A 21,488-nucleotide genomic window follows, 5' to 3' on the forward strand; every position below is an offset into this window, starting at 1 on the left:
GGTCATTTTTGTTGGATAGAAAAATTTTATCACAATCATATTTTTCCCGTGCCCATGTGGCAAGGCATCAGCTTGACTCATACAATCATTTTCTTGAATTCAACCTCCAGAAAGTTGTTGATGAACAGAGAATAATTGAAACTGATGTAGCGCAGAGAGGGAAGGATAATGAACCTGTCTGGGTTGAGCTTGGCACTATCAGGGTTGAAAAACCTGTGGTGCGCGAAGCTGACGGTTCACAGTCAAGCCTGTACCCAAGTGAGGCAAGGCTTAGAAATCTCACATATGCAGCACCAATTAAGCTTGATATGGTTCTTGTGCAGGGTGATGTAAGACATGATCCTGTAACTACAACTATAGGTCAGCTTCCTGTGATGATAGGGTCTGCATCGTGCAACCTTTATGGTCTTTCTGACAATGAAAGGATTGAACATGGTGAAGATTCACACGATCCCGGAGCATATTTCATTGTAAATGGTTCTGAGAGAGTACTTATGACTCTTGAAGATCTTGCATCTAACAAGATCATGACTGAGTTTACCGAACGTTACAGTGAAAAGATCTACGTGGCAAAGGTATTCTCGCAATACAGGGGTTACAGAGCACTTGTGATAGTTGAGAGAAACAAAAAGAATCTTCTTGATGTTTCCTTCCCGTCTGTTGCAGGACATCTTAAATTTGTAGATCTGATGCGTGCGCTTGGACTTACAAGTGATCATGATGTTGTAAATGCAGTTTCTACTGATGAGGATATACTGACCTTTATGCTTCAGAATCTTGAAGAAGGTGAATGCGCAGATACCGAAGAGGGCATAATGTATGTCGGAAAAAAACTTGCTCCAAACCAGACGCGCGATTACCAGCGTAAACGTGCGGAGTTTGTTCTTGACAATTATCTGCTCCCGCATCTGAATGAACTCATGCCCTCCGGCATGAAAGAAGAGGATCCAGGATATCAGGACGCTTTAGAAGGTATAAGGCTTGCAAAAGCTCATTTCCTTGGCCGTATGGCAGAAGCCTGTTTTGATCTTGTTCTTGATAAGAGAAGAATAGATGATAAGGATCATTACTCCAATAAACGCCTTAAGCTTGCAGGTGATTTAATGGAAGATCTCTTCAGGATTTCACTGAACCGCCTCACGCGCGATGTCAAGTACCAGCTTGAAAGGGCCAGTATGAGACACAGGGATCTCTCAATTGCAACTGCTGTAAGAGCAGATGTCCTTACAGAACGCCTGTTGCATCCTCTGGCCACCGGAAACTGGGTTGGCGGAAGAACAGGTGTGTCTCAGCTGCTGGACAGGGTTGATCACATGGCTGTACTTTCTCATTTAAGACGTGTCATTTCCCCTCTGTCCCGATCACAGCCTCACTTTGAAGCACGTGATCTTCACCCAACACAGTGGGGCCGCATATGTCCGTCGGAGACTCCTGAAGGACCTAATTGTGGTCTTGTAAAGAACTTTGCACAGATGGTTGAGATCTCCAAAGGTGTAAAAGACGAAAAAGCCGTGTCAAGAACACTCTACAATCTCGGTGTAGAAGAGCTTAAAAGGGAATTAATATGAGCACTGCAGTTACTAAAAAATCAAGGGTTTTCGTGGACGGTGCTCTTATCGGCCTTTGTGACGGACCTGAAGAACTTGTAAACAATGTCAGGAAGATGAGACGTCATGGTGAACTCTCCAATGAAATAAATATTTCATATAAAGATTTCAATGGCGACATCATTATCCACACTGACCGTGGAAGAGCAAGAAGACCTCTTATTGTCGCTGAGGGCGGAAAACCCCTGATGACAAATGAGGATCTCGATGTTCTCAGGGAAGGAAAATGCGATTTTCTTGATTTTATTGAGAAAGGACTTATTGAATTCATTGATGCAGAAGAAGAGGAAGATCTGTTAATTGCAATTAATGAAGAAGATCTGACTCCCGAACATACACATCTTGAGATTGATCCTGCTCTGATTCTTGGAATCGGTGCAGCGCATGTTCCGTTCCCTGAACACAATGCATCTCCGCGTGTCACAATGGGTGCCGGAATGGTCAAGCAGGCCCTTGGTTTTGGCGCTTCAAATATGAAACTCCGTCCGGATACCCGTGGGCATCAGCTGCATTATGTTCAGAAACCTCTTGTGCACACGCAGACCTCCCAGGTTATTGGATCTGATGATCGTGCAGCCGGACAGAATCTTGTTGTTGCTGTTCTTTCGTACGAAGGTTTCAATATTGAGGATTCACTCATATACAACCGCGCTGCAATAGATCGTGGTGTGGGACGCTCTCATTTCTTCAGGACATATGATGGTGAAGAGAGGCGCTACCCAGGTGGTCAGCTCGATAAAATAGAAGTTCCTGACGAAGAAGTATCAGGATCACGCGGACCTGAATATTATCAGAACTTAGACTCTGATGGTGTAATTAATCCTGAAACTGAAGTTCATGAGAAGGATATCCTTATTGGAAAGACATCCCCTCCAAGATTCCTTGAAGAACCAAGCGGAGAATTAATTGCTGTTGAGAAGAGGCGTGACACATCTGTCACAATGAGAAGCAATGAGTGCGGCATTGTTGATACCGTCATTGTAACCGAAGGTGAAAATTCATCCCACCTTGTTAAAGTAAGGACAAGGGACTTACGTGTCCCTGAAGTCGGTGATAAGTTCGCATCAAGGCACGGTCAGAAAGGTGTTGTCGGACTCATTGTTCCTCCGGTTGACATGCCCTTTACAGAAGGTGGCATTGCTCCTGATCTTGTCATCAACCCTCACGCAATTCCTTCACGTATGACTGTCGGACATATGCTTGAGATGATTGGTGGAAAGGTTGGTTCACTTGAAGGCCGCAGAATTGATGCAACTGCTTTCAGCGGCGAACCTGAGGCTAAGATTCGTAAATCCCTAAAAGTTCTGGGCTTTTCACACAATGGCCGTGAAGTCATGTATGACGGAATTACAGGCCGTCAGTTCAAGGCAGATATTTACATCGGTGTGATTTATTACCAGAAGCTGTACCATATGGTTTCGTCAAAGATGCATGCACGTTCAAGAGGTCCTGTTCAGGTTCTTACCCGCCAGCCGACAGAAGGTCGTGCACGTGAGGGAGGTCTGAGATTCGGAGAGATGGAGCGTGATGTTATGATAGGACACGGCGCTGCAATGGCTCTTAAAGAGCGCCTCTTAGATGAATCTGACAAGGTTGAACAGTACGTCTGTGCAAAATGCGGAATGATTGCATTCCTTGACAAAAACCGCAATGTGACAAGATGTCTTGCATGTGGCAATGAGACAGACATATATTCTGTTGAAATGAGTTACGCATTCAAACTTCTGCTGGATGAGATGAAGAGTATGTGCATAGCTCCAAGGATGCATCTTGAGGATCAGGTATAAGGGGGGTTAAAAGATATGACAAGTCCAAAAAGGGTAGAAAAGATTGAATTCGGCCTTTTATCTCCAAAGGATATACGCCGGACAAGTGTCAGAAAGATTATCTGGGCTGATACATATGATGATGATGGATTTCCCTATCCCCAGGGACTTATGGATCTCCATCTTGGTGTCATAGATCCTGGTCTGCGCTGTAAAACCTGTGGAAACAGGGCGAGCGAGTGCCCAGGTCATTTTGGCCATATTGAGCTTGCAAAGCCTGTCATCCATGTTGGTTATACAAGGCTTATCAGAAAACTTCTCAGGGTATCATGCCGTGAATGTGGCCGCCTGCTTCTAAGCCAGGATGAAGTTCAGAAGGTTTTAGGACCCGAAGAAGAGAGAAATGACGATGTCATCTCTGAGAAAGATATCAAAAAGGAGCGCGTCTGCCCATACTGCGGTGAACAGCAGCTAAAGATCAATTTCGAAAAGCCAACAACATTCTCTGAAGTAATGACAGATGAGAACGGCAAAAAAATTGACCATAAACTGACACCATCTGACATCCGTTCAAGACTTGAGAAGATTCCCGATGAGGATTTAGCTCTTCTCGGTATTAATGCCAGAGTCGCAAGACCGGAATGGACACTTCTTACAGTCCTTCCTGTGCCTCCGGTGACGATGAGACCTTCGATTATTCTTGAAAACGGTCAGCGTTCAGAGGATGATCTTACGCATAAGCTTGTGGATATCATCCGTATCAATCAGCGCTTTAAGGAAAATCAGGACGCAGGAGCACCACAGTTGATCATCGAGGATCTCTGGGAACTTCTGCAGTACCATGTAACAACATACATGGACAATGAGGTTGCAGGCTGTCCTCCGGCAAGACACAGAAGTGGCAGGCCGTTAAAAACAATTTCACAGCGTCTTAAGGGTAAAGACGGCCGTTTCCGTGGTTCACTCTCCGGAAAACGTGTTAACTTCTCTGCCCGTACTGTCATCTCACCTGATCCAAATCTCTCAATTAATGAAGTAGGCATTCCTCTTGCTATTGCAAATGAGATGAGTGTTCCAATCAGGGTTACTCCTTTCAATATTGATGAAGTCAGGCAGATGGTTATAACCGGACCTGTACGGCCAACCCTGAATTCACCCTGCGGTGCCAACTATGCAATCAGGCCGGACGGAAGACGTGTCCGTCTGACTGATATGACCAGGGAGAGTGTTGCAGAGATGCTTGAGCCCGGATGGACAGTTGACCGCCAGCTCAGGAATACTGACATTGTGCTCTTCAACCGTCAGCCGTCACTGCACAGAATGAGTATTATGGCTCACAGGATGGTTCTGATGGATGGCAAAACATTCCGTCTGAATCCGGCAGTATGTCCGCCATACAATGCGGATTTTGATGGTGATGAGATGAACCTTCACGTTCCGCAGACTGAAGAGGCACGTGCAGAAGCGCACATGCTTGCAAGTGTTCAGGAAAATATTCTCTCGCCGCGTTTTGGCGGCCCGATTATCGGAGGGATACATGATCATATCTCCGGAATATTTATTCTGACCCATACTCTCAGATGGTTTGAAAAACAGGCAACTCTGTATCTTCTTCAGTCCAGTACACCTGAACACCTTCCCAAACCGGGTAAGGTCGAAAACGGAATCGAATACTGGTCCAATAAGCAGATATTCTCAATGATCCTTCCGGATGGCCTTAATATGGTCTATCGTGCAAGTTCCTGCTCCAACTGTGATACGTGCAAACAGGAAGGCTGTGATCGTGATGCATTTGTCAGGATTAAGAATGGAGAACTTATCTGCGGAACAATTGATAAGAAATCAATTGGTGCATTTGACGGAGTTATTCTTCAGAGAATAATCAGGACCGCCAGCCTTGGAAGAGGAAGGCAGTTTGTGGATGATGTTACAAAACTATCTATCCGCGGGATTATGTATGATGGTTTCTCATTCGGAATTGATGATGAAGATCTGACAAAGATTGAATACCGCCAGATTGATGAAGTGCTGGATAATGCAGCAGATGATGTCGAGAGGCGTATCAGAATCTACGAAGACGGTCAGCTTGAACCGATGCCGGGAAGAACTCTTGAAGAGACTCTTGAGATGCAGATCATGCAGGTGCTTGGAAAAGCCCGTGACCGTACAGGAGATATTGCAGGGCGTCACCTTGGTCTCTCCAACAGTGCTGTGGTAATGGCAGTCAGTGGTGCGAGAGGTTCAATGCTTAACCTGACCCAGATGGCCGGATGTATCGGACAGCAGGCAGTACGTGGTGAGCGTATCACAAGAGGTTATGAAGGCAGAACCCTCCCACACTTCAAAAAAGGAGATCGCGGTTCAGAAGCCCACGGTTTTGTCGGCAACAGTTACAAGAGCGGACTTAACCCGACAGAATTTTTCTTCCATGCAATAGGAGGAAGAGAGGGTCTTGTCGATACTGCGGTCCGTACATCACAGAGTGGTTATCTCCAGCGGCGTATGATTAACGCGCTCCAGGATCTGAAGGTTGGTTATGACAAGACTGTCAGAACCTCAGGCGGCCGTATTATTCAGTTTAAGTACGGTGAAGATTCTACTGATCCTGCAAAGAGCTGCTATGGTGATCCTGTGGACGTGAAAGGTATTATTGAGAGTGTACTTGAGGAGGAGGTGTCCTGAAATGGATAAAAAAATGCTTAAAGAGATTGAAGATACCGATCTTCCTTTCAAGACAAAAAATGATCTGCAAAAATACCTTGAAAGCAGAAATATAGAGAGGGATCAGTTTGATGATATTATGGCCCGTATCTGGGTCGAATACAATAATACAAGAGTTGAACCCTGTGAGGCTGTTGGAGTTATAGCCGCCCAGTCAATCGGTGAACCGGGCACCCAGATGACCATGCGTACTTTCCACTATGCGGGTGTGGCTGAGATTAATGTTACTCTTGGTCTGCCGCGCCTTATTGAAATTATGGATGCAAGGAAAAATCCAAGTACGCCTACCATGACCATATACCTTGAAGGGGATTACGCCACAAACAGGGATATGGCACGTGAGGTCAGCTGGCAGATTGAGGCCGCGCCGCTTCATGAATTCGGTGATATCACAACTGATATGCTTGAAATGGTTGTTGAGGTCAGACTTAACAGGGATGTCTGCAAAAAGAGGAAAATTTCGGTTGAGGAAATCCTTGACCGTGCACCTGCCAAGATCAAAGATCGCAGCCATTACAGAGACTTTGAGTTTGACCAGGACGTAGATGGTGCCCTTCTGATATTCAAGCCGAAAAATCATGACAGTTATCAGAACCTCTTTACCCTTGCAGAATATGTAAGAAATGTCATTGTGCAGGGCATAGATGACATTGAGCGTGTTGTTGTCAGAAAAGAAAACGGAGAGTATATTCTATATACTGAAGGCTCTAATATAAAAGGTGTATTTGAGGTTGAGGGTGTAGATACATCCAGAACCAGAACAAACAACATCGCTGAAATTTCGGAAGTGCTTGGTATTGAAGCAGGCAGAAATGCAATAATTGATGAAGCACTGAGCACACTCCGTGAGCAGGGTATCCAGGTTGATGTCCGTCATATCATGCTTGTTGCTGATATGATGTGCATGGAAGGTGAAGTTAAGCAGATTGGCCGTCATGGTATTGCAGGTGAAAAGGAGAGTGTCCTTTCACGTGCTGCGTTTGAGGTTACTGTCAACCATCTTCTTGATGCGGCAATTGCCAACGAAGAAGATATTTTAGAAGGAGTAACTGAAAATGTCATCGTTGGACAGCCGATTCAGCTTGGAACCGGTGATGTAAAGCTTATAGCTAAAAAGAGAGTGGCCTGAATAAGGTCATTTATTAATTTAATCTAAATTTAGGAGAATTTCAATGGATTTCGAAACGTCTCTCAGACGAGCAATCAAATCTGGTGCAGTAGTTAACGGACAGAAAGAGACCAGAAACTGTATAGAAGAAGGAAAAGCACAGATTGTGATTGTTGCTAAAAACTGTCCCGGAGAATTTATAACATATCTTAACGAAAAAGATGTTTTTGTTCACACATACGATGGATCAAGCATGCAGCTTGGAAAAACCTGTGGTAAGCCATTTATGGTCAGCGCTCTGGCAGTTGTGGATGCAGGCGAATCTGACATTCTCACACTTAAGAGGGTCTGATTATTATGGGTGAAATTGTATTAAATGAACAGTCTCTTCAGCTGATGAAGCAGTTTGAAGATATAACCGGCGCAGGAAGCCGTGACTGTATCATTGATGAAAAAAACGATCGTTTAATCTTTGTCATCAACCCCGGTGACATGGGCCGTGCAATCGGTAAGCAGGGTACAAGCATTAAAAAAGCAGCAGAAGATCTTGGTAAAAAGATCGAAGTTGTGGAATTTTCAAACGAAGCTGAGGATTTTATTAAAAACTGTTTCCTTCCGGCAAGAGTAATATCAGTGGACATCTCTGAGAACGACGAAGGAGAATTTGTTGCACTTGTTGATGTTGCAGAAGAAGATCGGGGTATTGCAATCGGCAAAGGCGGAAAGAATATTTTCAAGGCTAACAAGCTTGCAGAAAGGCAGCACGATATTGTAAATGTTCAGATCATCACAGATGAGGACTGAACTTTTATCTTTTTTTATTGATATTTATATCTCAGTCTGCGCTTTTTAAATTACATTTACATTACTGCAAGGGTCAGTATTATCTGTTTTCTGATTTAATAGATCTGTAATACCGGATATCCGGTCAGCTTATTGCAAAATTTATTGAAATTGGATGTTGTTTATTATCATATCAAATTGATAATGATAAATAGTGTGAAATTAGAATATAAAAAACAGAGGGAACGTTGTGGAATCAATAATATTTCTTATTCTCTTTCCGTTGTTTGCCGGATTATTAATGCTGGTCCTTCCAAACAACGGACTTAGGGATACAATTGTCAAAGCAGCGGCAGTTGTAACCTGTCTTGGGTCAATATATCTTCTTTTTGAATATTTTGGTCAGGGTCAGGTATTTTTTTCTATCGAAAGTGCGCTTATAGATCCGATAATCGTTGCAGCTGAAGTTGCAATCGGTCTTTTTATCATCGGTATCAGTGTGAAACATAAAAAATATCTCATTACCGTGCTTGCTGTAGTACAGCTGCTTATTATGGGATATACAGAGATTGTCTTCCATCCGGGTCATATGTCCGGCTATGATCTCTTTATTGATGAATTTTCATTAATAATGGCTCTGATTATAGGTATAATCGGAAGCCTGATCTGTGTATATGCAACCGGATATATGAAGGACTATCAGAGCCATCATAAGGATACACCTGATAACAGGCCGTTATTTTTCTTCCTTATGTTTCTCTTCCTCTCAGCAATGTTTGGAATTGTCTTTTCAAACAATATCATGTGGTTATTCCTCTTCTGGGAGATTACAACGCTTTGTTCATTCCTGCTCATTGCATATGCAAGAGATGAGGTGTCATGGAAGAATGGTTTCTGGGCACTGCTGTTAAACACAGTCGGCGGAGTTGCATTTGCAGGGGCTATTCTCTTTGTCAATGCATATTCTACCGGAAATGATATCTACCTGAATGAACTGTTAAAAGCAAGTCCGGGAGTGGCATTGATGGCTGCGGCACTGATAGGTTTTGCAGGGCTTACAAAATCTGCCCAGCTGCCTTTCTCATCATGGCTTGTCGGTGCAATGGTTGCACCAACTCCTGTCTCTGCGCTTCTGCATTCAAGTACTATGGTTAAGGCTGGTGTGTATGTAATCGTCAGATTTGCGCCTGTTTTTGAGGGCAATCTTGTCGGAATTACATTTGCTGTCATCGGTGCACTTACATTCCTTGTCGCATCCGGAATTGCTATCAGCCAGAGTAATGCCAAGAAGGTGCTTGCATATTCTACAATTGCAAATCTTGGACTGGTTGTTACATGCGCCGGAATCGGTACTGAAGAAGCTGTATGGGCAGCAATACTGCTGATAATATTCCATGCTGTTGCAAAATCACTGCTCTTCCTCTCTGTAGGATCTGTTGAGCACAAAAAAGGTTCAAGGGATATTGAGGATATGGGCGGACTTATTGCAACAATGCCAAAGATTGCCCTTATGATGCTCATCGGAATGGCCGGAATGTTCCTTGCACCGTTTGGTATGCTTATCTCAAAGTGGGCATCTATTCATGCTTTTGTCAGTGCGATGCCACCTTTTGGAATGCTGCTGATTGCAATTATTGCCTATGGCAGTGGAATGACCGTCTTTTTCTGGACGAAATGGATGGGCAGGTTGATTGAGGTGAAGTCTGAGAGAAAGCCATTGAAGGAAGAGGCTTCCGGTGCGGAAATGTCAGCAATATATACACTTGGAGGGTTGACAATTCTTGCATGCCTGATTTTCCCGTTAATTTCTGCGACTATGATTGAACCTTATGTCAATACTGTCTATAATACGGCTTCACATCTGCTCAGCCTCAACAATATGCTGATTATGCTTATGATGATGGTCCTGGTGCTTCTCCTGCCGCTCAGCCTCTCCCACTTTGCAAAGGGAAGGACACTTAAGGGGCAGTATATGGGTGCAAGGGCAACCGGGGATGATCTGAAATTCCTTGGCAGCATGGGCATTATGAAGGAGACAGAATTTTCAAATTATTATTTTGAGGATATCTTCGGTGAGGATAAACTCAATAAAATAGGTAACCTGATGACAATTGTGCTTCTTGTGGTTCTGTTTATTCTGATAACTCTCTTTTTGCCTCTGGAGGTGGTAATGTGAGCTTTACTCAGTTTATATTTGATAATCCGTGGATCGGCGTTCTGCTGTTTATTATACTCTCACCATTTGTTGGGGGTATCATATTCGGGCTTGACAGAATTGTTACTGCAAGAATGCAGGGAAGGGTAGGCCCTCCTGTGCTTCAGCCTGTATATGATATTCTCAAGCTTTTAGAGAAAGAAAAGATGGTTGTGCATGAATCACAGAATTTCTGGATATTTGGCTATCTTGTATTTATTATAATTACAGGTGCGCTCTTCTTTGCCGGAAGTGACATTCTTCTGGTGATATTTGCGCTCACACTGGCTCACGTATTCCTGATACTTGGAGCATTCTCATCGGGATCTCCGTATGCACATATCGGTGCTGAACGTGAACTGATTCAGTTAATGGCAGTTGAACCTATGATAATCATTGCAGCTGTCGGATTTTATGAAGTCACAAAATCATTTAACACATCTGATATTCTGGCTTTCAGTGACCCGCTGATTCTGACACTTCCGGGAATATTCATTGGATTTGTCTATATCCTGACAGTTAAACTGAGGAAATCTCCGTTTGATATTTCCACATCACACCATGCCCACCAGGAGCTTGTAAAGGGACTGAATACTGAATTTGCCGGATCAACACTTGCAATGGTTGAACTTGCTCATCTGTATGAGACGGTGTTTCTCTTGGGTTTCCTCTTCCTCTTCTTTGGAATGGCTGCCCCGATAGTCGGAATTATCGTTATTGCAATAATATATCTCATTGAGATTTTTGTTGACAATGCAACAGCAAGGGTAAAATGGGGCTTTATGTTTAAGAGCTGCTGGATTATCACTGCTGTGGCCGGAGTTTTGAACCTTATGGCTCTGTATATCATCTGAGGTAAAAAGATATGGCATATATTACAAAATCCCCGTGGATAATACATTATGATGCATCGAGCTGTAACGGCTGTGATATTGAGGTGCTCGCATGCCTGACTCCTCTTTATGATATTGAGAGGTTTGGTATCATCAATACCGGAAATCCAAAACATGCTGATGTTTTCCTGGTTACCGGCGGTGTAAACGAACAGAACAGGCCGGTTATAAAAAATATCTATGACCAGATGCCAAAGCCCAATGTGGTTGTGGCAATCGGTGTCTGTGCAATCTCCGGAGGGGTATTTCATGACTGCTACAATCTCGCCGGAGGTGTGGACAAGCTTATTCCTGTGGATGTTTATGTTCCCGGATGTGCTGCCAGACCTGAGGCTATTATTGACGGTGTCGTGAAGGCTCTGGGTATTCTTGGAAAGAAGAGAGAAGATATGAAGAATGCAGGGAGCAAATGAGATGGCAATTGAAGATCAGTTATTGAGGGATATTTCAGTAGAGGAGCTTTTGAGCGAGGTTAAGAAGAAGTCTGATGACGGCTACCGCCTTGTCCAGATGGGATGCACAAGGATCGATAAGATTTTTGAGATAAATTACTCCTTTGAGAAGGACTATAAATTTGAAAACCTGAGAATTACAATATCCGGAGATACGGTTGTTCCAAGTATTTCAGATTCTTACTGGGGTTCTTTTATCTATGAAAATGAGATGCATGATCTCTATGATATAAAAGTTAAAGGCATGAATATTGACTTTAACGGTTATCTCTTTAAGACAAGCGTTCCGCATCCATTTAATAACGATAATATTACAGTAAAGAAAGTTCCTTCAAAGAAGAAAAATGACGGAGGTGAGAAGTAATGGGAAGAAGAACGGTTGTACCTTTTGGACCACAGCATCCTGTGCTTCCTGAGCCGATTCATCTTGATCTGGTAATCGAGGATGAGATGGTTATTGAGGCTGTGCCTTCGATTGGCTATGTTCACAGGGGACTTGAAAAGCTTGTAGAGACGAGGGAATATAAGGATTATGTCTATATTGCAGAGAGGATCTGTGGTATATGCAGTTTTATTCACAGTCTTGCTTTCTGCCAGGGTATTGAGACTATTATGGACGTTGAGGTTCCTGAAAGGGCACATTATCTGAGAACCATCTGGTCTGAGTATTCAAGGATGCACAGCCATCTTCTCTGGATGGGTCTTTTTGCTGATGCTATGGGCTTTGAGAATCTCTTTATGGAAGCCTGGAGAATCCGTGAGCAGGTGCTTGATGCGATGGAGGAGACAACCGGAGGAAGGGTTATTCAGGGTTCATGTAAGGTTGGTGGTGTCAGAAAGGACATCTCTGCTGAAAAGTTAAAGGAGATGTCAGCCAATCTTGACAGGATCTCAGCTGAGGTTACTGATATGAACCACGTCTTCTTTGATGACAGTTCTGTCATTCACAGGACGAGAGGGGTAGGCCATCTGTCAAAAGATGATGCTTATAAACTCGGTGCCTGCGGTCCTACTGCAAGGGGCTGTGGTGTTGGAATTGATATCCGCGAGACCGGATATGCAGCATATCCTGAACTTGACTATAAACCGGTTGTTGAGACTGCCGGAGACTGTTATTCACGGTGTATGGTTCGTGCAAAGGAGGTTGTCCAGTCAGCTGATCTGATTCAGCAGGCAATTGCCAAAATACCTGATGGTGACATTGATGTAAAGGTCAGGGGCAATCCTGACGGTGAGTACTTCTCAAGGGTTGAACAGCCAAGAGGAGAATGTATCCATTATCTGAAAGGAAATGGCACGAAGTATCTTGTCAGGGAGCGTGTCAGAACACCTACGCTTACCAATATTCCTCCGCTTGTGAAGATGCTTGCCGGATGTGAGCTGGCTGATGTGCCTGTAATTGTCCTTACAATCGATCCATGTATCGGTTGTGCAGAGAGGTGATTAGATATGGCTAAAATCACTTTTACAATGGCAAAGAGGATTTTTAAATCACTTTGCAGCGGCCCTGCAACCCGCAGGTACCCCGCTGTGCCGGCAAGGAGATATGAGACATCAAGAGGACATATTGAGATCAATATTGAGGACTGTATCTATTGCGGGCTTTGCAGCCGCCACTGTCCTGCTCATGCCATTGAGGTATCCAAACCGGAGAGGACATGGCAGATTGACAGGGCAAGGTGCATTATCTGCAATTCGTGTGCTGAGGCATGTCCTAAGGACTGTATCTATATGAGCAATGTCTATCATGAACCTGTAACTTCACCAATTCTTATTGAGAAGATACAGGGGCCTGAACCTGCACCAAAACCTGAGAAGAAAGAATAATCAAATATTATAAATCTTTTTTCTTATAATTGCATTAACATCATTTATTAATCATATTACAACCATCATTACATTATGATGCTGACACCGAATGAAAATGTTCTTCAATACCGGGATATTGTATGCAGGATTTTTTGTCCGGAATCTGTATCTATTGTTCTTAATTTTCCGGAAATCACCTCTGACGGCTTAAACAATCCATATACTGAAGATTTTATCTCTGATAAGATGTCAGCTAATGCGGTCTGTCTTGCAGATTTTCTGATTCTGAAAAGAGATGATGATAAATATTTCCTGACTAAATTTGGTGCTGTTCTTAGATCTAAGTATTTTTCCCTGTTGTCTGAACTTAACGGCAGGGAAAAAGCTGTGTGCAGTGATATATCTTCAGGAGATATTGATCTTCTCTCCGGTTATTTACTGTCTGTCTATGACGGAGAAGATTCTGATCGGTTACAGATGGGGCTGATTTCGGCGGATATGATTCCCGGATCTAGAAGAGAAGAATTGTTATATGACATATATAATCTTGTCATCCTGATTGTAGAAAATCCGGAATATTTTATGATCCATAGTTATGACACTCTCCCTGATTTTTCCATTGAGAAGATGGGTATGCTGCGCAGCGCCAGTCTGATATGTGATCCAACAGTAAATTATAAACAGAATCTTAATTATTATCATAAACTGTTAAAGGAGGCAGATCATATCCACGGAATTTCAACCTGGGGTACGGCTGACATCAGCGGCACTATGATTGACTGCCTGAATTCCGGTGCTGAAATAGAGCTGGTTATATCCGAAGAACTTGCATTAATGCTCATAAACCCTCCTTATTTCAACAATATTGATGAGTACCGGTATTTTGAGAAACTGAAATTTTTTGTGACCGATGAGATAATTCCTGTTGGCCTTACGGTTACTGATAAAAAACTGTCCCTTGGATTTTTTTTAAATGACAGGGAAACATATGACTCAATCTATGATTTTATCTGTCAGTCTGATTCCTGCCTTAAATGGAGTGAGGAATTATTTTCATATTATAAAGAGAGATCAGTTAAATATGAGGAATTTATAAGTCTGAACGGGCATCTTTGAGCGGCTGGATCTCCGGAGGACCCAAAGAGCAACCGGATATTTTTTCACCAAAGATTTCTTCGTTTATCCCTCCTATATTGTGAAATATGGAGGTCACAATTCTTGGCACGGAATCGCTTGGGGTTCGTGGGCTTTGCTGCCGGATAAAGACCGGAGATCGAAACATTCTGATTGATCCGGGTGTTGCGCTGGGTTATCTAAGGCACGGCCGTCTCCCGCATCCCTGTCAGGTGGCAGTCGGCGATGCAGTCAGGAAGCAGATTCTTGATGCCTGCTCTGAAGCTACTGATATTGTAATCAGTCATTATCATGGTGATCACCTGCCTCTTGCTGATGCAAACCCGTACCAGATCCCTTTGCAGGATGTCAAATTCCGTGTGGGTGCTAAGTTCTGGTGTAAAGGGCCTGAAGGTTGTTCAAATGTTTCACTAAGGAGGCGGCTGGATCTCATTGCTTATCTTGGAAAGGATGATCTGCCGGCGGCTGAAGGCAGTGGTGATGCGGTTGTGCAGTGTTCACTGCCGGTTCCGCATGGAAAACCGGGCAGCCATCCCGGAACAGTGATGATGAGTAAGATTAGGGATGTTTCTGATGGGGAGAAATCATTTCTTCATGCTTCTGATATTCAGTTGTTAAACAGGGAATCTGTTGATGTTATCCGGAATTCTGAACCAAATGCTGTTTTTGCATCCGGGCCTCCATTATATCTCGGTCGGATTTCTGCTGATGACAGAGATCTGGCATGGGGGAATGCCATTTCAATAGCTGAAATTCCGTCAGTTGAAATTTTCATTCTTGATCATCATCTGCTGCGTTCACATGAGGGTTTTGAGTGGCTAAAGGCACTGTCCGCAGAAACCGATGGAAAAATTATTTCAGCTGCGGATTTTATGGGACAAAAACCTCTCCCTCTTGAAGCTAATCGTGATGAGCTGTACAGCCGGTTTAAAGTGCCGGACAGATGGCATGCCGATTATGCAGACGGCAGGGTTGGTTTTATGGATTTTGTTCGTCAGTGTAAACCGGAGAATGATCTGGGGAGCCTAAAGGAGAACAGGGGTATTGATATCTGATTTATCCGGATGATTTTAAGGATTGGCATTCACTTTTCCGACATAATTTATAATATCAGTGAGAATTATTTTTAAGGTTGAAGATGATGAATAAAATTATTTTTTTTACTGTTCTGGCAGCGATTGGATTAATTTTGTCTGCCGGATGTATTTATGACCGCGACATTCCGGGTCCATCAGAGAATAGTAAGGATTCTGAAGATCCATACGGCCTTGAACAAACAAATGAAACCGTTGAGGATGAAGAGGAAGATTCCGGCTATGAAGAGAGCTACAACACTATGGGCAGTGGCGGTATTCTTGATAAGGCTGAAGGATATTACAATGAAGAGTATGCCAGTGATGCATATGTCAATCAGGCTACTGTGGTCAGTCCCGCCGGCACTGATAATTCAGATGAGGATGAGTATGATTACGCCATTGATAATTATGGTGAGACCGGTAGCAATCCTGTAGATGCCATTAAAAATCCTGAAAATTATTCTGTTCAGGATAGCGGCACAGTAATTCTGAATACAGATTCAGGAGAGATAGATAACTGACCGGAATAAAAATACTGTGGTGGATCTGAAAGAGAGATCCACATCATTACTTTTACTTTACAGGCTAAGTTCTTCCGGAAATAAATTTGTAACCGGATTCATTTCCGGTGTTTCTTTGGATTCTATCTCTTCATTGTCCGGAAATATCCGTTTTTCAGTACTTATCATTATGCTTTCCAGCATATCCTGATAGTCCATTCCTGCAAATCCTGCCATCTTTGCCAGATGTCCGTCCCAGCACCAGCCAGGATTGGGATTGGCTTCAAGAAGCCTTGGAGTACCGTTTTTATCGAGTCGCCAGTCAAAACGGGCATAATCGCGGCAGCCAAGCCTTGCATACAGCCTGATACAGCTGGCTGTAAGGAATCTCAATACATCTTCAGGAAGATCAGCCTTAATTGATTTTAGATTCCAGTATGGACTTTCAGGATCCCATTTTGCCTCATAACCGCAGACTTTTGGCAGGTCCTCAGGAAGTGCAGAATAATCCTCTTCTATTACGGGGAGAACGATGTATTCATCCGGAAGATTGCCTATTATGCCTACGCTGATATCTTTTCCGTTTAAGAATTCCTCAACAAGAATTGGTTTTTCCGCTCCGGAAATTCTTCTGACATTGAGTATTGCATCCTGAAGTTCATTCACATCACTGCATATGCTCTCTTTTGTTATTCCAACACCTGAATCTCCAAAATTTGGTTTGACTATTATCGGAAATTGTATTGGGAATTCAATAAATGAACTGTCTTCGGGGTTTATCATGAATGCTTTTGGAACAGGTATATCAAGCTCCTTTGCAATACCACGCACAAGGGATTTGTCATAGCAGTATGCAAGACACTGAGGGTTTCCGCCGGAGTATTCTATATCCAGCATTTCAAGTAATGCAGGGATATGCAGCTCTTTTTTTGGGTCATTTGAAAAACCTTCATCACATAAATTTAATGCAAATTCAAACCTGTTTTTGTTTTTGATGAGGTAACTCATGAGATTTTTATGGCTGTTTACATAGGTGAATTTATAATTCTTAAGACCGGAAAGTGCATCTTTCAGCTGGGAAATAGTCTTAAAATCATCGTCATCGAATTTGCAGAGAGGTTTTACCTTATCTTCCAGTTCCGGGTCACCCATAATCACAATTACTGATCTTTTTTTATTGGCCTGTTTCTTCTTAGGTGACCACTCTTTCTCTACAGATGAAGTTATGATGAGGCGGCGTGCCATCATACCGAGATCCTGCATTCTCTGTGATTCTGTTATAATGGGTTCATGTATCCGGATATTTTTAAAACCGCATTCTTTAAGCATGGAAGAGATCATTTCAGGGTTGTAAAGCCGTTCCGCATAGAACTGGTCAGCTATTACCCCCTTGCTGACATGAGTGATAACCTCACGGGTTACAAGCCTTTCATTATCGGAAGATAGTGACCTTTCCCTGCATACAAAATAATTTCTGTCTATCCATTCCCAGCTTCTCGGTGTGAAATTTTCTTTCAGATAATCTCCGTCTGATACATCCAGAAGTAATTTACCGCCGGGTTTTAGTGTTCTGAATACTTCAAGCAGGACTTTTTTGTCGTCATCGCATGACTCAAAATATCCAAAGCTGTTTCCCGGAATAATAATACAGTCAAATGTGTCAGTGGAATAGGAAAGCTTTCTTGCATCGCCTTCCCTGAAGTTAATGCTGTAGCCATCTTTTGCAGACTGTTTTTTTGCCCTGTTTATCAGATAATGAGATCTGTCAAGACCATAGAGATTTTTAAAACCCCTTGCTGCAAGCTCAACTGAATGCCGGCCCTGTCCACAGCATAGATCAAGAATTATATCATCTTTTGAGATATCCATCAGAGAGATAAAGCTCTCAGTCTCTTTTGATGTAATTTCATTGTCATCAACAACATCACCGTCTGTTCTGAGATAATTGGCATTGAATATCTCTCTCCACCATTCTGCCCGGACATAACTTTCAAGGCTTTCAACCGGACCAAGAAATGTAGTGATTCTGGATTTACCTTTCGATTTATTCATTTAATTTATCTTCTCGAAATCTGATGTTGATTTCTCAGGATAAATATTTTGCCGGACCGGATGTAAATATTAAATGTTAATAGGTATTTTGAGTCTAAAATAAGCTGGAATTCATAATTTACAGACGGGTGCGCAACAAATTATAAAACAATCCACAAATGAAGTTTATTTCCGGAATATCCTGTGACTTATTTACCTTTTTGCGGGGTGAAACGCACACCCATCTTTCAGTTCCGGAATAATACTATATAATTTTGCACAGGTGTGTATTTATCTGACATCAGAATCATTCAGGCTTTTTTTCATATCAAGCGAAATCTTAGTGCATCTGCCTGCAATTTCGGTTTCAAAATCCGTAACCAGATTATAATTCCGGCCAGTGAGGCAGAGCTGCCGGTTTGTTTCATTATCAGGGATGTTCATCTCCGAAAACAGTTTACAGAGATCTTCTGTACGGTTTTTTTCAGAAAGGACTTTTAATGACTGAAATATAGAGGCCATATAAAGATTGCAGGCATCTTTTAACTCCGGATAATCAATAAATGATGTACGTGATATTGCCAGCATCAAAATTTCAATGGGATGGTGATTCAGAGGATTTGCTCCGAATTTATAATAATTAAAAGCTGTAATATTTCCATTTTTGGTGTCTTCCGGAAAATCACGGAGATCGTCAGGGAGCTGAAATATATATCCTGATCTAAGAGTATGTACCAGAAATTTTTCGGTTATCCGGTATTCTGCAAGAATTGCAGGTATTATTCTTGTATAGGCTCCTTTCAGTGCAGAGTTGATATACAGATCTTCATCTCTGAGGATATTGCCGTATCCCCATTCTGCACCTTTTAATGAAGCATCTGCAATGGCCGAATATGCCTTTGCAAGCATTTTCCATCTATTTTCCGGCAGTTCATCACGCATTTTAATCAGTGCATTTTCGGTATATGCCATAAGATAATTTTCAGATAACTCTATATCATCATCTCTGGTGCTCAACAATATATTTGAAATATTTCTGTAGTATTTCTCTTTCTCTTCTGAAGAGTAGTCAGGATCATCAATGATTTCGTCAAAGAGATAGGTTATACCATAGCAGGAGCCAAGAACAATTTTTTGGCGTAAATTGCTGCTTTTGCTGTCATAACCAAATTTTACAACTCCAAACATAGAACCGATATATTTTGCAGACAGCCCTTTTTTAATGTAAGATTCCGGACAGTTTCTGATAAATTCTGTAATTTCATCTTTGATAAGTGCGGTATCATCAACGGAGATTCCTGCCATTTCACAGCAGATTTCAGCAAGTTTTTCCGGGTCTAAAAGTTCATTATTTCCGCTTATCTTTCCGGAATTTCCGAACCTGAAATATTTATCTTTCAGATCTTTTTTAAAGGCTTTAATCTCTTTATTCTGCCTGATTATTCCTTTATCCCTGACTGAGGCATACCTGTAATAATTTATAGCTTCACTGTACATTTCAGAATATTTTATCAGACTGTCTGTATCTGTTTTGAAGATTTTATCTGTGGATTTTAGGGCATTGTGTATAAAATACCGCTTTTTAAGCCATCTTCTCTCAGACTGGATAATTTTAGTGATAATTTCCGGATTATATGCAGTCCTGCCATAATTCAGCAGATCATCAAAATCATGGAGGAGATATCTGTGGGATACATCATACAGGCTTTCATCTTCGTTATATCCGTTAAGGTTATCCAGTACTGCCTGAATCATTACTGCCACATCTTTTTATCTGAACTTTTCCGGGTTTTGTTAAATCCGGACACTCTTAATGGCCGAAAACGGGATTTTTACTCCACCCGCCCCGTATATTAACGGCAATTTCCGAATGTATTTTTGCAGTTTCAGCTTCAATGTCGATAATGACATCACTGCATCCGGCAATCATTAGAAGTTCTTCTTTGATTTTTCCATCCGGAAAATTCATCTCATTAAAAAGTATATTAAGGTCTTCTTCACCTGATTTGAGCTTTAATAGCCGGATTGAATGCGTTATCCGCATAATCCAGAGGTCTTCTGCATCAGGAATATCTTTCAGATTTTCAGCAGACATTCTGCTTACTGCTGCAAGGAAAATTTCCACCGGATGGATCTCCTGTTCTGTTTTGCCATAGCGGAAATAATTGAAAGGCGTTATACTGCCTTCTGTTATGTCATCAGTTATATCCCGGAGGTCATCTGTAAGCTGATATATCAGTCCGCCTCTCATGCAGTGTGACAAAAATATCTCATCAATTTCATGACCACCAAGAATTGCCGGAATAATTCTTGTATATGCTGCTTTTATAGCGGCAATTGAGTATATCTCACTATCTGTAAGCGGTGTACTGTAATTCCACTGAGAACCTGCCTCAGTTGCTTCTGCAATAGCAAGATATGACTGTGCAACCATACTGCCTCTTTTATCATCAAGAATATCACACATTCCGGCAAATGCAGATTCTGAAAAAGCCATCAGCGGATCTGAGGAATAAATAATTTCATTGGATTTTCCGGCGTTTAAAATATTCAGGACATTTTGGTAGTAATCCTCTTTCTCAGATTTTCTGTATTCTGCATCGTCCAGTATGTCATCAAAGAGATATGTTGCCGCAAAAAAACCCGCCAGCCTCAAAATATTATTGTAATCCGGATTTTCAGCTGATTTTGAAAAGAATATTACCCCAATAATGGATCTCATGAATTTTCCGAATATTCCATTTTCAAGGTATTTTTTCGGGCAGATATCAATATATTCATGAATGTACGAATATAACCAAAGGAAAGACTCTTCATCATTTTTTCTGATGATCTTCTTTGAAATTCTGATAAATTCTTCAGGCGAGTCCAGAAAATTCTGCCTGTTATCTTTTTTTCCCGGAAGTAGTATTTCTATCCACTCTTTAAACTCTTCAGGATTTATATTCGGATTTGAAGCTATGCCCTGATCCCTCATCACTGCGAATCTGAATAATCTATCTTCTGCCTTTAAAATTTCTTTTTCCCTCAATCTCTCCTCATTGTTGAGGCTGAATTTCCGGTCAGAAAAAATAACAATCTCTCTTAAGTATTTAAGTTTCTGAAGCCTTTTGCGTTCTTTTGTAAGCCTGCCTAAGATTATCTCAGGATCATATTCATTCTCCATGAATGCAGTAAGATTTTGATAATCTTCTTCTGCATATTGATATGAAATTTTAAATATGTCATTCTCCGGTTTTTCCCCTAAAAGAGTGTCCATAAGCTCTTTCATCATAAATAATCCTGTTATCCCATTAAGGGTATTGTTACTGATGTTATTAACAATCTTGTTTTTTAAGAGAAATTCCACTTCCAATTATCAGATCGATGATACTGTGCTGGTTTAAAAAATATTATAATTGATCTCTCCTGCTT

Annotated in this window: 18 protein-coding genes; 15 read left to right on the top strand and 3 right to left on the bottom strand. The window is 42.0% G+C overall.

Going from position 1 to position 21,488, the window contains the following annotated elements:
* The first annotated feature begins 8 nt into the window (after positions 1-8).
* The 15 genes from L6E24_RS01620 to L6E24_RS01690 all read left to right on the top strand — a co-directional run bounded on the left by L6E24_RS01620 (position 9) and on the right by L6E24_RS01690 (position 16,064).
* A complete protein-coding gene (locus tag L6E24_RS01620; protein WP_257742993.1) occupies positions 9-1,568 on the top strand; it encodes a DNA-directed RNA polymerase subunit B'' in 1,560 nt (519 codons plus the stop codon).
* The gene (rpoB, locus tag L6E24_RS01625) at positions 1,565-3,394 is read left to right on the top strand and encodes a DNA-directed RNA polymerase subunit B (RefSeq protein WP_257742994.1); all 1,830 of its coding nucleotides are present in this window, start codon (positions 1,565-1,567) and stop codon (positions 3,392-3,394) included. Before L6E24_RS01620 ends, rpoB begins: the two co-directional genes overlap by 4 nt.
* A 15-nt stretch (positions 3,395-3,409) precedes the next feature.
* Positions 3,410-6,055 (top strand): DNA-directed RNA polymerase subunit A', encoded by a 2,646-nt coding sequence (locus L6E24_RS01630; RefSeq protein ID WP_257742995.1) that lies wholly within the window; start codon positions 3,410-3,412, stop codon positions 6,053-6,055.
* Positions 6,056-6,068: 13 nt separating this feature from the next.
* Positions 6,069-7,223 carry a DNA-directed RNA polymerase subunit A'' gene (gene rpoA2 / locus L6E24_RS01635; RefSeq protein WP_373021282.1) on the top strand — a complete coding sequence of 385 codons (1,155 nt, stop codon included), beginning with the start codon at positions 6,069-6,071 and terminating at the stop codon, positions 7,221-7,223.
* A gap of 43 nt (positions 7,224-7,266) precedes the next feature.
* On the top strand, positions 7,267-7,554 hold the full coding sequence (locus L6E24_RS01640; RefSeq protein WP_257742997.1) for a 50S ribosomal protein L30e: 288 nt from the start codon (positions 7,267-7,269) through the stop codon (positions 7,552-7,554).
* A gap of 5 nt (positions 7,555-7,559) precedes the next feature.
* Positions 7,560-8,006 (top strand): NusA-like transcription termination signal-binding factor, encoded by a 447-nt coding sequence (locus L6E24_RS01645; RefSeq protein ID WP_257742998.1) that lies wholly within the window; start codon positions 7,560-7,562, stop codon positions 8,004-8,006.
* Between the two features lie 280 nt (positions 8,007-8,286).
* Positions 8,287-10,161: an NADH-quinone oxidoreductase subunit 5 family protein gene (locus tag L6E24_RS01650; RefSeq protein ID WP_257742999.1), complete on the top strand. Its 1,875-nt coding sequence runs from the start codon at positions 8,287-8,289 to the stop codon at positions 10,159-10,161.
* The gene (locus L6E24_RS01655; protein ID WP_257743000.1) at positions 10,158-11,033 is read left to right on the top strand and encodes an NADH-quinone oxidoreductase subunit H; all 876 of its coding nucleotides are present in this window, start codon (positions 10,158-10,160) and stop codon (positions 11,031-11,033) included. The genes L6E24_RS01650 and L6E24_RS01655 overlap by 4 nt, the downstream gene beginning before the upstream one ends.
* Positions 11,034-11,044: 11 nt before the next feature.
* The gene (locus L6E24_RS01660; protein WP_257743001.1) at positions 11,045-11,485 is read left to right on the top strand and encodes an NADH-quinone oxidoreductase subunit B family protein; all 441 of its coding nucleotides are present in this window, start codon (positions 11,045-11,047) and stop codon (positions 11,483-11,485) included.
* Between the two features lies 1 nt (position 11,486).
* Positions 11,487-11,888 (top strand): NADH-quinone oxidoreductase subunit C, encoded by a 402-nt coding sequence (locus tag L6E24_RS01665; RefSeq protein WP_257743002.1) that lies wholly within the window; start codon positions 11,487-11,489, stop codon positions 11,886-11,888.
* Complete coding sequence (locus L6E24_RS01670) at positions 11,888-12,967, top strand: hydrogenase large subunit (RefSeq protein WP_257743003.1); 1,080 nt, start codon at positions 11,888-11,890, stop codon at positions 12,965-12,967. The genes L6E24_RS01665 and L6E24_RS01670 overlap by 1 nt, the downstream gene beginning before the upstream one ends.
* A gap of 6 nt (positions 12,968-12,973) precedes the next feature.
* The gene (locus L6E24_RS01675; RefSeq protein WP_257743004.1) at positions 12,974-13,351 is read left to right on the top strand and encodes a 4Fe-4S binding protein; all 378 of its coding nucleotides are present in this window, start codon (positions 12,974-12,976) and stop codon (positions 13,349-13,351) included.
* A 75-nt stretch (positions 13,352-13,426) separates the two neighbouring features.
* Positions 13,427-14,449: a transcriptional regulator FilR1 domain-containing protein gene (locus tag L6E24_RS01680; RefSeq protein ID WP_257743005.1), complete on the top strand. Its 1,023-nt coding sequence runs from the start codon at positions 13,427-13,429 to the stop codon at positions 14,447-14,449.
* An 86-nt stretch (positions 14,450-14,535) separates the two neighbouring features.
* A complete protein-coding gene (locus tag L6E24_RS01685) occupies positions 14,536-15,522 on the top strand; it encodes an MBL fold metallo-hydrolase (protein WP_257743006.1) in 987 nt (328 codons plus the stop codon).
* A gap of 83 nt (positions 15,523-15,605) precedes the next feature.
* Positions 15,606-16,064 carry a hypothetical protein gene (locus L6E24_RS01690; protein WP_257743007.1) on the top strand — a complete coding sequence of 153 codons (459 nt, stop codon included), beginning with the start codon at positions 15,606-15,608 and terminating at the stop codon, positions 16,062-16,064.
* A gap of 57 nt (positions 16,065-16,121) precedes the next feature.
* Here L6E24_RS01690 and L6E24_RS01695 read toward each other — a convergent pair whose 3' ends face one another.
* The 3 genes from L6E24_RS01695 to L6E24_RS01705 form a co-directional block, all read right to left on the bottom strand.
* Positions 16,122-18,095 carry a methyltransferase domain-containing protein gene (locus L6E24_RS01695; protein ID WP_257743008.1) on the bottom strand — a complete coding sequence of 658 codons (1,974 nt, stop codon included), beginning with the start codon at positions 18,093-18,095 and terminating at the stop codon, positions 16,122-16,124.
* Between the two features lie 270 nt (positions 18,096-18,365).
* Positions 18,366-19,838 carry a class 1 isoprenoid biosynthesis enzyme gene (locus L6E24_RS01700; protein ID WP_257743009.1) on the bottom strand — a complete coding sequence of 491 codons (1,473 nt, stop codon included), beginning with the start codon at positions 19,836-19,838 and terminating at the stop codon, positions 18,366-18,368.
* Between the two features lie 46 nt (positions 19,839-19,884).
* The gene (locus tag L6E24_RS01705) at positions 19,885-21,348 is read right to left on the bottom strand and encodes an isoprenoid biosynthesis enzyme family protein (protein WP_257743010.1); all 1,464 of its coding nucleotides are present in this window, start codon (positions 21,346-21,348) and stop codon (positions 19,885-19,887) included.
* Between the last annotated feature and the right edge of the window lie 140 nt (positions 21,349-21,488).

It is taken from the genome of Methanoplanus endosymbiosus (assembly GCF_024662215.1).
GTDB classification, from domain to species: Archaea; Halobacteriota; Methanomicrobia; order Methanomicrobiales; family Methanomicrobiaceae; genus Methanoplanus; species Methanoplanus endosymbiosus.

Bases quoted from the DNA above. Each gene is read 5' to 3' on its own strand.
- rpoB (WP_257742994.1), top strand. From the start codon at position 1,565: ATGAGCACTGCAGTTACTAAAAAATCAAGGGTTTTCGTGGACGGTGCT.
- L6E24_RS01630 (WP_257742995.1), top strand. From the start codon at position 3,410: ATGACAAGTCCAAAAAGGGTAGAAAAGATTGAATTCGGCCTTTTATCT.
- rpoA2 (WP_373021282.1), top strand. From the start codon at position 6,069: ATGCTTAAAGAGATTGAAGATACCGATCTTCCTTTCAAGACAAAAAAT.
- L6E24_RS01640 (WP_257742997.1), top strand. From the start codon at position 7,267: ATGGATTTCGAAACGTCTCTCAGACGAGCAATCAAATCTGGTGCAGTA.
- L6E24_RS01645 (WP_257742998.1), top strand. From the start codon at position 7,560: ATGGGTGAAATTGTATTAAATGAACAGTCTCTTCAGCTGATGAAGCAG.
- L6E24_RS01650 (WP_257742999.1), top strand. From the start codon at position 8,287: ATGCTGGTCCTTCCAAACAACGGACTTAGGGATACAATTGTCAAAGCA.
- L6E24_RS01660 (WP_257743001.1), top strand. From the start codon at position 11,045: ATGGCATATATTACAAAATCCCCGTGGATAATACATTATGATGCATCG.
- L6E24_RS01665 (WP_257743002.1), top strand. From the start codon at position 11,487: ATGGCAATTGAAGATCAGTTATTGAGGGATATTTCAGTAGAGGAGCTT.
- L6E24_RS01670 (WP_257743003.1), top strand. From the start codon at position 11,888: ATGGGAAGAAGAACGGTTGTACCTTTTGGACCACAGCATCCTGTGCTT.
- L6E24_RS01675 (WP_257743004.1), top strand. From the start codon at position 12,974: ATGGCTAAAATCACTTTTACAATGGCAAAGAGGATTTTTAAATCACTT.
- L6E24_RS01680 (WP_257743005.1), top strand. From the start codon at position 13,427: ATGATGCTGACACCGAATGAAAATGTTCTTCAATACCGGGATATTGTA.
- L6E24_RS01685 (WP_257743006.1), top strand. From the start codon at position 14,536: ATGGAGGTCACAATTCTTGGCACGGAATCGCTTGGGGTTCGTGGGCTT.
- L6E24_RS01690 (WP_257743007.1), top strand. From the start codon at position 15,606: ATGATGAATAAAATTATTTTTTTTACTGTTCTGGCAGCGATTGGATTA.
- L6E24_RS01695 (WP_257743008.1), bottom strand. From the start codon at position 18,095: ATGAATAAATCGAAAGGTAAATCCAGAATCACTACATTTCTTGGTCCG.
- L6E24_RS01705 (WP_257743010.1), bottom strand. From the start codon at position 21,348: ATGATGAAAGAGCTTATGGACACTCTTTTAGGGGAAAAACCGGAGAAT.